Annotated in this window: 13 protein-coding genes and 1 other RNA gene; 8 read left to right on the plus strand and 6 right to left on the minus strand. The window is 61.2% G+C overall.

Annotated features, from left to right (window positions below; all coding sequences use genetic code 11):
• Positions 1–319: 319 nt before the first annotated feature.
• The gene (locus tag AC13QY_RS12460; protein ID WP_069611848.1) at positions 320–802 is read right to left on the minus strand and encodes an SRPBCC domain-containing protein; all 483 of its coding nucleotides are present in this window, start codon (positions 800–802) and stop codon (positions 320–322) included.
• Positions 803–875: 73 nt separating this feature from the next.
• On the opposite strand from AC13QY_RS12460, the gene AC13QY_RS12465 reads away from it, so the two are divergent.
• Entirely contained in the window at positions 876–1,199 is a 324-nt protein-coding gene (locus AC13QY_RS12465; RefSeq protein WP_113330363.1) for an ArsR/SmtB family transcription factor, read from the plus strand.
• Positions 1,200–1,230: 31 nt separating this feature from the next.
• On the opposite strand, the gene AC13QY_RS12470 is transcribed toward AC13QY_RS12465, so the two are convergent.
• Entirely contained in the window at positions 1,231–2,094 is an 864-nt protein-coding gene (locus AC13QY_RS12470; RefSeq protein ID WP_488486946.1) for a helix-turn-helix transcriptional regulator, read from the minus strand.
• Between the two features lie 101 nt (positions 2,095–2,195).
• Between AC13QY_RS12470 and AC13QY_RS12475 the strand changes: the two genes are divergently transcribed.
• Entirely contained in the window at positions 2,196–3,014 is an 819-nt protein-coding gene (locus tag AC13QY_RS12475; protein WP_488486945.1) for an SDR family NAD(P)-dependent oxidoreductase, read from the plus strand.
• A 43-nt stretch (positions 3,015–3,057) separates the two neighbouring features.
• Entirely contained in the window at positions 3,058–3,771 is a 714-nt protein-coding gene (locus AC13QY_RS12480; protein ID WP_488486944.1) for an SDR family oxidoreductase, read from the plus strand.
• Between the two features lie 41 nt (positions 3,772–3,812).
• On the opposite strand, the gene AC13QY_RS12485 is transcribed toward AC13QY_RS12480, so the two are convergent.
• A complete protein-coding gene (locus AC13QY_RS12485; RefSeq protein ID WP_488486943.1) occupies positions 3,813–4,250 on the minus strand; it encodes a MarR family winged helix-turn-helix transcriptional regulator in 438 nt (145 codons plus the stop codon).
• Between the two features lie 327 nt (positions 4,251–4,577).
• On the opposite strand from AC13QY_RS12485, the gene AC13QY_RS12490 reads away from it, so the two are divergent.
• Positions 4,578–6,377 (plus strand): chloride channel protein, encoded by a 1,800-nt coding sequence (locus AC13QY_RS12490; protein WP_269245049.1) that lies wholly within the window; start codon positions 4,578–4,580, stop codon positions 6,375–6,377.
• 94 nt (positions 6,378–6,471) lie between these two features.
• On the opposite strand, the gene ssrS is transcribed toward AC13QY_RS12490, so the two are convergent.
• The 3 genes from ssrS to AC13QY_RS12505 form a co-directional block, all read right to left on the minus strand.
• Positions 6,472–6,630: non-coding RNA, 6S RNA (gene ssrS / locus AC13QY_RS12495), on the minus strand.
• A gap of 65 nt (positions 6,631–6,695) precedes the next feature.
• Positions 6,696–7,073 carry a cell division protein ZapA gene (locus AC13QY_RS12500; RefSeq protein WP_269245048.1) on the minus strand — a complete coding sequence of 126 codons (378 nt, stop codon included), beginning with the start codon at positions 7,071–7,073 and terminating at the stop codon, positions 6,696–6,698.
• Positions 7,074–7,120: 47 nt separating this feature from the next.
• Positions 7,121–7,396: a DUF4164 domain-containing protein gene (locus tag AC13QY_RS12505; RefSeq protein ID WP_015341018.1), complete on the minus strand. Its 276-nt coding sequence runs from the start codon at positions 7,394–7,396 to the stop codon at positions 7,121–7,123.
• A gap of 404 nt (positions 7,397–7,800) precedes the next feature.
• Here AC13QY_RS12505 and tkt point away from each other — a divergent pair, with 404 nt between their 5' ends.
• From tkt to AC13QY_RS12525, 4 genes are all read left to right on the plus strand, one after another.
• Complete coding sequence (gene tkt / locus AC13QY_RS12510) at positions 7,801–9,783, plus strand: transketolase (RefSeq protein ID WP_113408241.1); 1,983 nt, start codon at positions 7,801–7,803, stop codon at positions 9,781–9,783.
• A 64-nt stretch (positions 9,784–9,847) separates the two neighbouring features.
• Positions 9,848–10,858, plus strand: a complete 1,011-nt coding sequence (gene gap, locus AC13QY_RS12515) for a type I glyceraldehyde-3-phosphate dehydrogenase (protein WP_113355183.1) — start codon at positions 9,848–9,850, stop codon at positions 10,856–10,858.
• A 2-nt stretch (positions 10,859–10,860) separates the two neighbouring features.
• On the plus strand, positions 10,861–11,445 hold the full coding sequence (locus AC13QY_RS12520; protein ID WP_113408242.1) for a putative glycolipid-binding domain-containing protein: 585 nt from the start codon (positions 10,861–10,863) through the stop codon (positions 11,443–11,445).
• A 515-nt stretch (positions 11,446–11,960) separates the two neighbouring features.
• Positions 11,961–13,811, plus strand: a complete 1,851-nt coding sequence (locus AC13QY_RS12525; RefSeq protein WP_269245047.1) for a potassium/proton antiporter — start codon at positions 11,961–11,963, stop codon at positions 13,809–13,811.
• Positions 13,812–13,848 lie beyond the last annotated feature (37 nt).

A 13,848-nucleotide genomic window follows, 5' to 3' on the forward strand; every position in this document is an offset into this window, starting at 1 on the left:
CAGGCCCCGTCCCTGCTGCAATGAATCTGTTATTATTTAAAGGATTTTGTCATTCACTCGGCTTTTGAGCTTATCCACACACAAAAGTGATCTTCCCATCCCGTCCTGAGCGCCCTCGCCGCCGCCGCTGCCCTTCTTCCGATTATCCAAAGCCTACTACAACGTGAGATGGATATCCATCGCATGCCATCAACCGTACTTCCGAGTGGCTGAATCCGGAAACAGATAGGCCCGGCACCAAAATCGGCACCGGGCCACTGACTGATAGCCGGGAAAGGGATCGGGACGGCGGTGACCGTCGATAAGGATTTGCCGGAATTCAGCGATCGGGCGCTTCCGCCGGTTCGCCGCGCATCTCGCTGAGGAAGAACCCTTCGCGCAGATTGATACCGTATTCGACGAAGGCCTTCATGCAGCAGAGCATCTGCGTCCAGCCCTCGCAGTTCAGATAGGTGCCGCGGCGGCCGGCCTCATCCTCCCGCCAACCCGATTCCTCGATGATGACAAGCGTGCCGCCATCGTCAAGCGCGTCGAAGGTCATCTCCACCTTGGTTCTGTAACGGACGCCGTCCTCGCCGGTGCCGCCTTCCCAGTGCAGGACGATGCGCTTGTTGGCCTCCACTTCATTGACCTCGACGGGGGCGTTCTTCCACCAGATGACGGTCGTTCCCGCCACCAGGGGCGCGCTGGCCCCGCCGACGGTAGTGAAATAGCTCGAAAGCTTCTTCGGGTTGACGACAGCATCGAAGACTTCATCCACCTTGCGGCCGATCCGTCCTGAAATCCGAACATTCAATGTCATGGCATCTCCTCCACTGTTTGTCTGTCGTTATCGCTCCATTGCGAATGACCCTATTATGTTATAAAAATATAACATGTCAAACGAATCGGATAGCGACCTCATTTTCAAGGCCCTTGCGCATCGTCGCCGGCGCGAAATCCTGGACATGCTCAAGGATGCGCCACGCACGACAGGCATGCTCTGTGAGGCTTTCACGGATATGGACCGCTGCACCGTGATGCAGCACCTGAAAGTGCTTGAGGATGCAGACCTCGTGATTGCCAGGAAAGAAGGACGCGAGCGCTGGAACCATCTGAACAGCTTGCCGATCAAGCAAATCCATGATCGCTGGATCAGCGCTTATGCCGGCCATGCCCTCTCCATTCTCCATCAGCTGAAGAACGATCTGGAAGGCTAAGAGAAATGGTTGGGTTCGGAGGAAGCTGGATTTAGGCTGCGCCGGCGCGGCCCAACAGTCGTTTCAGCTTGTCGCTCGTCCCGTCCTCTTCGAGCGGTGTATAAACCACCAGCTTCATGTCGGCACGGTCCATGACGGCAAGCGCAGTATATTCGAATGTCATCAAGCCGCCCTCCGGATGGCGCAGCCGCTTGTGACCTGTCAGCGGCCGCAACACATCCTGTCTCGGCCACCACGCACGAAATTCGGGGCTTGCCTGCGTCAAGGTGGCGATCAGCCGTTCGAAATCGGGATCGCCGGCATAACGGGCACTGTCGGCGCGAAACATCGCCAGCGAATTCGCCGCAACGATCTCCCAATCGACAAGAAGCTGCCGATGCGCAGGATCGGTGAACACCCGATGGACGCTGTTGCGCGCATCCCCCTGCAATAAGGCATAATCGCCGAAAAGCGCGACGGCGGCCGCATTCCAGGCGAGCACGTCCCAACGCCTGCCAAGAACATAGGCCGGTTGGCCGGTAAGGCTCGCAAGCATGCGAACCAGCGCGGCCGGTACCTCCTCAGGCCCGCGCGACGGAATATCAATAGACGGCCGATCGCTGAGGGTGAAGAGATGCCGCCGCTCGACCGGATCGAGCCGCAGCGCATCGGCCAGCGCCGATAGAACCTCTGCAGAAGGGCGGACGTCCCGGCCCTGTTCCAGCCATGTGTACCAGGTGGTGCCGACACCGGCCAGAAGCGCCACTTCTTCGCGCCTGAGTCCCGGCGTGCGCCGCCGGAACCCTTCCGGAAGTCCAACGCCGGCGGGCGTCAGCTTTTCCCGACGCGAGCGCAAAAAGGCGCCGAACTCGCGACGCCTGGCTTCGAGGATGGTCTGGCTCTGATTGATGGTCATGCCCTATCATAGCAGGATCAATACTAGGATAAAGTCAGAACTGTTTGCCGCGTCCGCAAGCTGCCACATATCATCATGCAGACAATGAGAAGGCGGTTGCTATGGATATGAGCGGCAAGACGGTCCTGATTACAGGCTCGACGGATGGTGTCGGGCGCCGAGTTGCGGAACGACTGGCAGCGGCAGGCGCGACGGTGATCGTTCACGGCCGCGACGGGACCCGCGCGGAAGAATTGGTCTCCCGCATCCAGGATAAGGGCGGCAAAGCGGCCTATTATCTCGCCGACCTTTCCTCGCTGGAAGAGGTTCGCATCCTCGCCGACGCCATCGAGCGCGACATCGATCGCCTCGATGTTCTGATCAACAATGCGGGCATCGGTACCAGCGGCGGCGGCGGCGGACGCCAGGTAAGCCAAGACGGATACGAGCTGCGCTTCGCGGTGAATTATCTCGCGGGCTTCCTGCTGACGCACCGGCTCCTGCCTCTGTTGAAGGCAAGTGCTCCCGCCCGCATCGTCAATGTATCCTCTGTTGGCCAGCAGGCGATCGACTTCTCCGATGTCATGCTGACGCGCGGCTATAGCGGAGTGCGCGCCTATTGCCAGAGCAAGCTGGCGCAGATCATGTTCACCTTCGATCTCGCCGAGGAGCTTGCCGGCTCCGGCATCACCGCCAACTGCCTGCACCCCGCGACCTATATGGACACGACCATGGTGCGCCAGGCAGGCGTTTCACCGATAAGCTCCGTCGAGCAAGGGGCGGATGCCATCCTCAATCTGGCCGCCGGCGGCGCCCTGGAGGGACACTCCGGCCTCTATTACGACGGACTGCGCCCATCCCGCGCCTCTGCTCAAGCCTATGACGCAACGGCGCGACAGCGCCTGCGAACACTCAGCCAAAGCCTTTCCGGCCTCGCCTGAACCACACACTCCCACCACTCTCTGTCCTCGAAAGGAGACACGCATGTCGTCTCAACACGTCGCTATTATCGGCGGCTCCTCCGGCATCGGTCTTGCGACCGCCGCCCATCTTCTCGAAAAAGGCTATCATGTCACCATCACGGGTCGCGATGCCGCCAAACTTCAGGCAGCCGGGCAAAGCCTCACCGGCGATATTGCCACCGTGACCATGGATGCTGCTGACTTTGCCGGCCTCGCCGAGGCCTTCCAGGCAATCGGACCGGTCGATCATCTCGTCCTGGCATTGGGTGGCGGCAATGGCGCCGGCCCTTTCGCCACGGTCGACCTCGCCGATCTCAGGAAAGGCTTCGAACAGAAGACCATGGCGCATTTCGCCTGTGTCCAGGCTTGCCTTCCGCATCTTTCGAAGCAAGGCAGCATCACCTTCGTCTCTGCCGTCTCGGCACAGGCGGCGATGCCCGGAACCGCAGGACTCGGAGCCATCAATGCCGCCATAGCCGCCCTCGCGCCGATCCTCGCGGTCGAGCTCAAGCCGATCCGGGTAAATTGTGTGTCGCCCGGCGTCGTCGATACTCCCTGGTGGGATTTCACCGCGGAGCAGAGGGAGCAGACCTTCGCCGGATTTGCAGCCCGCACGCCCGTTGGCCGTGTCGGCCGCCCTGAGGAGATCGCCGAAGCCATCGCCTTCCTGATCGGTAACGGCTTCACCAGCGGTCACACGCTGATCTGCGACGGTGGCATCCGTTTCGGCCAATAATCGCCCTGCGCCAATGCCGGTATCACCGGGCAATGGCGCCCTCAGTCGCTGCGAACGCCGGCCTGAAGCTGCGTAAGGATCTCGATCAGCCGAGGCGCCATCTCACGGATTTCGACCAGATGGATCGAGCTCAATGTCTGCAGAACCTCTTCGGACTTTTCCGCCAACTGCAGCGTCTGCCGGCGCTTGTCCGTTGGATCTGGATGGCGGGTGACATAGCCGCCGTCGATCAGGCGCCCCACAAGTTCCGTCGCCGTATGCGGTGCGATCAGCAGCTTTTCCGCGAGCATGCCGATCGTCATCGCCTCGGCCGTTCCATTGCCTTTGATCGCCAGCAGCGCCTGATGCTGTTGCGGCGGGAGGCCTGCCTCCTGCGCGGCCGACGTGCTAAAATCCATGAACTTGCGCAGGGTGTAGCGCAGCGTCGCCAGCGCCTCATAGTCAGCCTGCGAAAGAGCTTCATCCACACGTCGCACCATCAAATCGTCCTCATTGCCGCTGTTCGCGGTCCTAAAGCATGTCGCGCAAAATCTTCAGCGGTTTTGCGGCAACCGCATGCTCCGGATCAAGGACCAAAAGCGCCGAAAACGAATCTTGCAGATCGCAATGCGCTTGAGTTGATTTATATCGCATTACGATATATTTGCCATCTCGAAGCGGGGAGCGGCTGAAGGACAGCCCGCACGCTTGGAGCATTCCAGGAAAAGTGCGCAGCGGTTTTCCGTTCGGGATGCGTAAGAACAGGAAGATGGAGTGCTTTCGCTTTTCGAAGAAAAGCGGAAATGCTCTGGCGCAGAAGGCCTCCCATGCAGGACACGTCAATCCAACCAAGTCACAATCACGATTTCTCCGGCGGGGCCTCCCGCAAGGACAATGGCGATTTCACCACGGACAAGCGCGTCCTGGTTCTGATCGCCATGGCGCTCGTCGTCGGCACCGGCGGCGCCTTCGCCGCCTGGGTACTCATCAATCTCATCGCGCTCGTCAGCAACGCCGTCTGGCTGTTCAAGATCAGCACCGAGCCGCTCTCCTTCGCCACTGTGGCACGCTCGCCATGGATGGTTGCCGCTCCCATTCTTGGCGGCATCGTCATCGGCCTGATGGCACGCTTCGGCTCGGAAAAGATTCGCGGCCACGGCATTCCAGAAGCCATCGAGGCGATCCTGATCGGCGGCAGCCGCATGTCGCCGAAGGTGGCAGTGCTGAAGCCCCTGTCATCGGCGATCTCGATCGGTTCCGGCGGGCCGTTCGGCGCGGAAGGTCCGATCATCATGACCGGCGGCGCCATCGGCTCGCTCTTCGCGCAGCTCTTCCATCTGAGCGCCGCCGAGAGAAAGACCCTGCTTGTCGCCGGCGCCGCGGCGGGCATGACCGCGGTCTTCGGCACACCGATCGCGGCCGTCATGCTTGCCGTCGAACTGCTGCTCTTCGAATGGAAGCCGCGCAGCTTCATTCCGGTCGCGGTCGCGGCCTGCGTTTCGGTCGCCTGGCGGCCGCTGCTGATCGGCGGAGGCGCACTCTTCCCCGCGCATTTCGAGATGTCGCTCTCCTGGTGGGGCATTCTGCTCGCCGCCGGCCTCGGCATCGTCTCCGGCCTGCAATCCGGCCTGCTGACGACTTTGCTCTATAAGATCGAGGATGCCTTCGAGAAGCTGCCGATCCACTGGATGTGGTGGCCCGCACTCGGCGGCCTCGTCGTCGGGCTCGGTGGGCTGATCGAGCCACGCGCGCTGGGCGTCGGCTACGACATCATCGCCGATCTCCTGCATAGCCGCATCGCCGTCGGGGCCGTTCTGGCAATCCTACTGGTCAAGGCGGGCATCTGGCTCGTGGCGCTGTCCTCCGGCACCTCGGGCGGCGTCCTGGCGCCGCTGCTCATCCTCGGCGGCGCGCTCGGCTGGCTCGTCGGCCTTGCCCTGCCAGGCGATACCGGCTTCTGGGCGATGCTCGGCATGGCGGCGATGATGGGCGGCACGATGCGTGCTCCGCTGACGGGCACCTTCTTCGCCGTCGAGCTGACGGGTGACACGAATTCGCTGGTGCCGCTGCTTGCGGCAACGGTCGCGTCCTATGCCGTCACTGTCCTTCTGCTGAAGCGATCGATTCTGACGGAAAAGATCGCAAGGCGTGGCCAGCACATTACCCGCGAATACGGCATCGACCCGTTCGAGCTGACCCGTGCCCGCGACATCATGATCGCCGAGGTAGACACACTGCCAGCCTCCATGCGCCTGTCGGAAGCGCTGGCGCAGATGACGGATCGGCCGGATGCGCATCGCTTCTATCCCGTCGTCGGGGAGAATAGCCGCCTCGTCGGCATGATCTCGCGCGCTGATGCCTTGCGCTGGCAGAGCGAACCGGAACTCATGGATCAATCGCTCTATGACGTGATCTCGGATACGTCTCTTCCGGTTGCCCATGCCGAAGATACGGTGGGACGCGTCGCCGATATCATGATCCAGGCGGATACGGGACGTGTTCCGGTCGTGGAGCCACAGACCGGCCGCCTCGTCGGCCTCATCGCCCGCAAAGACCTGCTGCGGCTGCGCAGTGCGACCAATCGCGCCGAACTCGAGCGCGGCGCTTACCTGCGATCCAAAGGTTAAGGGGAGGAGGATTGGCGTCAACGCGGCGGAAGAACTGCGTGGCGCCTTCCTTGGCCATCTGCCAGAGAGTTGGCACCCAGCTAGGAAGATTTAAGAGCGATCCACAACGACCGATGGATGTTTACGATCCTGGGTGCCTACAAACGTAGGTGGGCACCGTGTGTCCAGGCCCACGGGCCTGGTCAGGGACAGCTCCCTTTGGATCGAGTATGGCCCCAGGGATTGTGGTTCCTGTCGGGAAGCGCAGACCGCCTGAACTATATAAAGAGCTTTGAAGCATTCTACCAGAGGGCTGCGACGGGCAGCCCCAGAAATAACTCAAGCCTGCTCGACGCCTGGACGCTCTAAAAGCTTCTCGGTGATGCCGTGAATGCGCGTCGTCACCTCGTCGATGACGCTCGCCAGCGTCTCCTCGGCCCTCGCATTGGCTGCCACTGTCGTATCACGGGTGCTGGTCAGGGTTTCCAGCTCGGCCTCCAGCGCAGACACGCGCCGGGTCAATTCGCTCACCTCATCCATGATCATGATCCCGGCCATGACAGTCAGCCTGAGATCGCCGATTTCGCCGAACTGGCTTTTCAAATGCAGGACATAACGATCGAAGCGATTGGCAAGATCCGTCAGATGGTCTTCCTGCCCCTCTTCGCAGGCCATCCGGTAGGCTTTGCCGTCGATCGTTACCGTTACTTGTGCCATTCGACTTTCCGATCACTGCCGCACTGCGACGGCTGCCTCCCGAGGGATCAGCGGTCCAGCACGGCTCTTATGGTTTCCATCGCCGTCACGAGCCGGCGCGACACTTCCCGATTGACCTCTTCCAGCCGGTTCGCGCGGAACTCGGCCTGGTCCAGTTCCTGGGCAAGGCGGGATCGATCGGCGTGAACCCTACGGACCTCGCCTTCTATATCGCTCTGCGCCCGTTCCCGCTCGAACCGTCCGTCAACCGCGCTCTCCAAAGTCGAAAGCGCCTGGCGCAATTGGGCGAGCGCCGCGTCCACCGTTTTGCCTGAAGGTGTCATACCCTTCGCATCTCCGCGCAAGGCCCGAATCAAAACATCCGGCCACTTGTCTGATTTCGCAACAATATTCAACTCGGCAACAGCACGTCAATAAAGGCTGTCATGTGGCAGCCCCCCTATTCTGTGGATGAATGCCGCCTTTGCCGCCTGCACAGGCCTTGTCGCATGATTGTCGTCTTTTGTAAAAGTGAACGGGCAAATGTCAAAAAATTGCCCCGAGAGGCCCGTATTGGGCCCTCGATTTATTGACTTGCTCGCCCTAACTGCTATGTCTCGACCGTCTGAGGCGACGTTGAAAATGGCGTTCGGAAGAGCGTCTCCCCTTCACCCGCCTTTCAACCGATGGCCCTCCCTCCCAAGCGTGTGGCCATCCCCCCGAACCCGGAACACTGCGGAAAAACCCCATGAACTCTCGCGAACAACACGACCGGATGGCGAATGCGATCCGTTTCCTTGCCATGGATGCTGTCGAGAAGGCCAATTCCGGTCACCCCGGTTTGCCGATGGGGATGGCTGATGTTGCCACCGTTCTCTTTAGCAAATATCTGCGCTTTGATCCGAAGAACCCGCTTTGGCCGGACCGCGACCGCTTCGTCCTGTCGGCTGGCCACGGCTCGATGCTGCTTTATTCGGTCCTCTATCTGACCGGCTATCCCGACATGACGGTCGAAGAGCTCACACGCTTCCGCCAGCTCGGCTCCAAGACCGCCGGCCATCCGGAATACGGTCACGCCACCGGCATCGAAACCACTACCGGCCCGCTCGGCCAGGGCATTGCCAATGCCGTCGGCATGGCGATCGCCGAGCGCAAGCTGCGCGAGGAGTTCGGCTCGGAACTTCAGGATCACTACACCTACGCCATGTGCGGCGACGGCTGCCTGATGGAAGGCATCAGCCATGAGGCGATCGCGCTGGCCGGCCACCTCAAGCTCAACAAGCTGATCCTGTTCTGGGACAACAACTCCATCACCATCGACGGCGCCGTCTCGTTGTCGGATTCGACCGACCAGATCATGCGCTTCAAGGCCGTTCACTGGAACACGATCGAAATCGACGGTCACGACCAGGCCGCCATCGCCGCGGCCATCGAAGCCGCACACAAGTCCGACCGCCCGACGCTGATCGCCTGCAAGACGATCATCGGCTTCGGCGCTCCGAACAAGCAGGGTACGCACAAGGTCCATGGCTCGCCGCTCGGCGCCGAGGAAATTGCCGCGACCCGCGTCGCGCTCAACTGGCCCTACGAGCCCTTCGTCATCCCGAACGACGTCCTCGGTGAATGGCGCGCTGCCGGCGAGCGCTCCATCGGCACCCGTGAAGCGTGGGAAGGCCGCCTTGCCGCAGCCGACGCTGCCAAGAAGGCCGAGTTCACCCGCCGCTTCGATCACAAGCTGCCGGCCGGATTCGACGCCGCCATCAGCGACTACAAGAAGAAGCTCGCGGAAACCAAGCCGACGGTCGCAACCCGCAAGGCATCGGAAGATGCGCTCGAAGTCATCAACGGCTTCATTCCGGAAACGCTCGGCGGCTCGGCCGACCTGACGCCGTCGAACAACACCAAGACCAGCCAGATGAAGTCGATCACCCCGACCGATTTCTCCGGCCGTTATATGCACTGGGGTATCCGCGAACACGGCATGGCTGCTGCCATGAACGGCATCGCGTTGCACGGCGGCCTGATCCCCTATAGCGGCGGCTTCCTGATCTTCTCGGATTATTGCCGCCCGCCGCTGCGCCTGGCCGCCCTGATGGGCATCCGCGCCATCCACGTCCTGACGCATGATTCCATCGGCGTCGGCGAAGACGGCCCGACCCACCAGCCGGTCGAGCAGGTCGCCAGCCTGCGCGCCATCCCGAACTTCCAGCTCTTCCGCCCGGCCGACGCAACGGAAACGGCCGAATGCTGGCAGATCGCCATCAAGACGACGAACCGCCCGTCCGGCCTTGCCCTGACGCGCCAGAACCTGCAGGCCGCCCGTACGGAATATAGCGAGAAGAACCTCTGCGAACTCGGCGCTTACACGCTGGCCGGCAATGCCGACGCCAAGGTCACGATCTTCGCTTCGGGCTCCGAAGTTGAACTCGCCGTTGCTGCCCGCGCGGTCCTGGAAGGCAAGGGCGTCTCCACGCGCGTCGTTTCCGTTCCCTGCACCGAACTCTTCTTCGAGCAGCCGGATGCTTACCGCAAGGAAGTCATCGGCAACTCGCCGGTCAAGGTTGCCGTCGAAGCCGGCGTTCGCGAAGGCTGGGATGCCTTCATCGGACCGGAAGGCGCATTTATCGGCATGAAGGGCTTCGGCGCTTCCGCTCCTTACAAGGACGTCTACAAGCACTTCGGCATCACGACGGAGGCCGTTGTCGCCGCCGCTGAGGCAAAGCTTTCCTGAGGGCGCTGACAAGCGCTCTCAAATCCAATAGATAAACACCCTGAGTGAACGGGAGTGACATTCAATGACTGTAAAAGTTGCTATCAACGGCTTTGGCCGTATCGGCCGTAACGTTCTGCGCGCAATCGTCGAATCCGGCCGCACCGATATCGAGATCGTTGCCATCAACGACCTTGGGCCGGTCGAGACCAACGCCCACCTGCTGCGTTACGATTCCATCCACGGCAAATTCCCCGCCGAAGTTAAGGTCGAAGGCGACACGATCATCGTTGGCGGCGGCAAGCCGATCAAGGTCACGGCGATCAAAGACCCGGCAACTCTGCCGCACCGTGATCTCGGCGTCGATATCGCCATGGAATGCACGGGCATCTTCACCGCCCGGGACAAGGCCGCCGCTCACCTGACGGCCGGCGCCAAGCGCGTCATCGTTTCGGCTCCTGCCGATGGTGCTGACCTGACCGTCGTTTTCGGCGTCAACCATGACCAGCTCACCAAAGAGCACCTGGTCATCTCCAACGCATCCTGCACCACGAACTGCCTGGTGCCGGTCGTGAAGGTTCTCGACGACGCCGTCGGCATCGACCACGGCTTCATGACGACCATCCACTCCTACACCGGCGACCAGCCGACGCTGGACACCATGCACAAGGACCTGTACCGCGCCCGCGCCGCAGCCCTGTCCATGATCCCGACGTCGACGGGTGCCGCAAAGGCTGTCGGTCTCGTTCTGCCGCACCTCAAGGGCAAGCTCGACGGCACGTCGATCCGCGTTCCCACGCCGAACGTCTCGGTCGTCGACTTCAAGTTCGTGGCCAAGAAGGCAACGTCGGTCGGCGAAATCAACGAAGCCATCAAGGCTGCATCGAACGGCAAGCTGAAGGGCATCCTCGGCTACACCGACGAGCCGCTGGTTTCCCGCGACTTCAACCATGACAGCCACTCGTCGATCTTCGCGACCGACCAGACCAAGGTCATGGAAGGCAACTTCGTGCGCGTCCTGTCCTGGTACGACAACGAATGGGGCTTCTCGAGCCGCATGTCCGACACGGCCGTCGCCTTCGCCAAGACGATCTGATCATGGCCTTCCGCCCGCTCCTTCCGACGACAGTCCGCTGGCGTCCCTTGGAAGGAGATGGGCTGGAGCACCTGACGGTCACCCCTCTCGATCATGCCGGCAGCGCGGCCATCCGCGCTGCCGGCATTATCATTGGTGCCCGCGGCGGCACGCCCTATGGTGTCTCTTATCGAATCGATTGCTCCGCCGGCTGGGCCGTTCTTTCCTTCTCGGTCGAAACCACCGACGGACGCCGTCTCGCGCTGCTGTCGGACGGCAAGGGACATTGGCGTACCGAGGAGGGCGAGTCCCTGCCGCAATTCGATGGCTGCGTCGATATCGATCTCTATGGCTCGCCCTTCACCAACAGCCTGCCGATCCGCCGACTGGAAATGATGCCGCAAGATGGAACCGCCAAGCTCTCCATGCTCTATATCCCGTTCGACACCTTCGAACCGGTGCGGGACGGCCAGCATTATACCTGCATCGTGCCGGAGAAGCTCTACCGCTATGCGGCCGAAGACCGTGATTTCACCGTCGATCTTCCGGTCGACGAGGATGGGCTGGTGGTCGACTATCCGATCTATTTCAGGCGTGTAGATGTTTGAGCTGCGGTATCGTTACCCTTGCTCATTCGGCAAGCAATGAGCTTGTGCTTGGATCCTCGGGTCAAGCCCGAGGATGACGTGTTTTCGGGGTGCACCGCGGACAAACGATAGTTTTTTGAGATGCATCTCCCAAGTTGCTATGTGTCTTTGGCCTATTCTCAAGCACCGTCATCCTCGGGCTTGACCCGAGGATCCACGCACAAGCCTTTTGGCCCAATCGCAATTGCCCTTCAAAACGCCTCAATCTTTGTTCTCCCTGCCCTGCTATGGTCCAGATTTACCAATAAATTTTGGACAGGACATCTCCCAGGGCATTCCAAGCCGCTTCGCCGTTCTGGCAAAAGCGCATCACACCATGCCGTCGCAACCGTCAGAGTGGGCTTCAGTCGAAAAGCTCTCCTCTGAATAAGGCCATATTTGCCAATATGACCGGCAAGACTGCATGATGGGATGACGAAGGGACTTCCGCATTCCGGGCTTTTGGCCCAGCGGCGCACGGAAAAGGGGAAGAAAAGGTGGAGGCATTTTACGTCATCGTGCTGATCAGCACGGTTCTCATACTCATTGCAGCCTTCTCCAGCCTTCTTGCTTTCCGCTTCGGCGCCCCCCTGCTGCTGCTCTTCCTGATGATCGGCCTTGCCGCCGGCACGGACGGGCTCGGCATTGAATTCTCCAACAATTATCTCGCCTATATTCTCGGCTCTCTGGCGCTAGCCATCATTCTCTTCGATTCCGGCTATGGCACGCCGATCCAGGCCTTCAAGCTTGCTGCGGCGCCCGCGCTGACCATCGCCTCCGTCGGCGTTATCGTAACGGCCGCATTGTTCGGCCTTGCCGCCACCTGGCTGCTTGGCTTCACCTGGCTTCAGGGGCTGCTGCTCGGCTCCATCGTCGCCTCAACGGACGCAGCCGCCGTCTTCTTCCTGCTGCGCATCGGCGGCATCAATATCCGTGACAAGGTACGCTCGACGCTGGAAGTCGAATCCGGCACCAACGATCCGATGGCAATCTTTCTAACACTCGCCTTGGTCGAGCTGCTCGCAAGCGGCGAAGGCTATGCCGGCATCAACCTCGCCATGCTCGCCACCTTCGTCCAGCAGATGGGGCTAGGCGTCATACTCGGCCTGCTCGGCGGCATGATGATCGTCCTCATCGTCGGCCGCTTGGAAACCGACCGCGGCCTGACCCCTATCTTCGTGCTGGCGCTGGCACTCCTCGTCTTCTCGTTTACCGGCGCCGTCGGCGGCAGCGGCTTCCTGGCCGTCTATGTCGCAGGCATCTATGCCGGCAATCGCAAGCTGCCCGCATCCGCCTCGATCAAGCGTTTCCAGGACGGCATGACCTGGCTGGCGCAGATCATCATGTTTCTCGTACTCGGTCTGCTCGCCACGCCATCGGAATTTCCGGCGATCGCCATCCCCGCCATCGCGCTGGCACTGTTCCTGATCTTCGTTGCTCGGCCGATCGCCGTCTGGCTCTGCGTGCTGCCCTTCGACTATACGCAGCGGGAAACCGGTTTCGTCGCCTGGGTCGGTCTGCGCGGCGCCGTCTCCATTCTTCTGGCGATCATGCCGATCCTCGGCGGCCTGCAGGCGGGGCAAACCTATTTCAACGTTGCCTTCATCGTCGTGCTGGTGTCGCTGCTCGTCCAGGGCTGGACCATCAAGCCGATGGCGCGCCGGCTTGGTCTCATCATTCCCCCGCGCATGGGGGCGATCGACAAGGTCGAGGTCGACCTGCCGGGCACGGTCAACCACGAACTCCTCTCCTATCGTGTCGTGAAGGACAGCCCGGTCCTGCGCGGCGAACGCATTCCGCGCTGGGCAACACCATCGCTCATCGTCCGCGACGGCAAGTCCATGCGCTATCAATATGCCGGCCGCCTGCGCGAAAACGATATCGTCTATCTTTTCGTCTCCCCCAATTATTCGCGCCTTCTCGACCGCATCTTCGCCAGCCGCGCGCCGGTCGATCCCGAGGATGCCGAATTCTTCGGTGCCTTCTCGATCTCGCCGCTGCGCCCCGCCGCCGATCTCGACGCTGCCTATGGACCGGGATTGCTGAGCGAACAGGAGAAAGGGCTCACCATAGCGGAGCTCATGCGCCATCGTCTCGGTGGCAAGGCCGACTATGCGGATCGCGTTCGTCTCGGCGAGATCATCCTTATCGTCAGGGATCTCGACGAGAACGATCATATCCAATCCGTCGGCATGTCGCTCGAGGCGGTGGAACCGCCCGTCATCATGCCGATCTTCATCAATCTCCATGATATTTTGAAGAGCGCCCGCGCCTATCTGCAGAAGCGCCGCGAGCGTGCGCATGAAGCTGTTTCAAGCGATTCGTCGACGGGCAAAAACGACGTCTGAACGCCTTGCGTCTGCGATCATCCGTAGTATGGTCGGC

The organism is Martinezella sp. CNPSo 3795, from assembly GCF_057784475.1.

Coding starts and splice junctions, on each gene's coding strand:
- AC13QY_RS12475 (WP_488486945.1), top strand. CDS start 2,196: ATGGATATGAGCGGCAAGACGGTCCTGATTACAGGCTCGACGGATGGT.
- AC13QY_RS12465 (WP_113330363.1), top strand. CDS start 876: ATGTCAAACGAATCGGATAGCGACCTCATTTTCAAGGCCCTTGCGCAT.
- AC13QY_RS12480 (WP_488486944.1), top strand. CDS start 3,058: ATGTCGTCTCAACACGTCGCTATTATCGGCGGCTCCTCCGGCATCGGT.
- AC13QY_RS12500 (WP_269245048.1), bottom strand. CDS start 7,073: ATGGCACAAGTAACGGTAACGATCGACGGCAAAGCCTACCGGATGGCC.
- AC13QY_RS12520 (WP_113408242.1), top strand. CDS start 10,861: ATGGCCTTCCGCCCGCTCCTTCCGACGACAGTCCGCTGGCGTCCCTTG.
- AC13QY_RS12485 (WP_488486943.1), bottom strand. CDS start 4,250: ATGGTGCGACGTGTGGATGAAGCTCTTTCGCAGGCTGACTATGAGGCG.
- AC13QY_RS12505 (WP_015341018.1), bottom strand. CDS start 7,396: ATGACACCTTCAGGCAAAACGGTGGACGCGGCGCTCGCCCAATTGCGC.
- AC13QY_RS12460 (WP_069611848.1), bottom strand. CDS start 802: ATGACATTGAATGTTCGGATTTCAGGACGGATCGGCCGCAAGGTGGAT.
- gap (WP_113355183.1), top strand. CDS start 9,848: ATGACTGTAAAAGTTGCTATCAACGGCTTTGGCCGTATCGGCCGTAAC.
- AC13QY_RS12470 (WP_488486946.1), bottom strand. CDS start 2,094: ATGACCATCAATCAGAGCCAGACCATCCTCGAAGCCAGGCGTCGCGAG.
- AC13QY_RS12490 (WP_269245049.1), top strand. CDS start 4,578: ATGCAGGACACGTCAATCCAACCAAGTCACAATCACGATTTCTCCGGC.
- tkt (WP_113408241.1), top strand. CDS start 7,801: ATGAACTCTCGCGAACAACACGACCGGATGGCGAATGCGATCCGTTTC.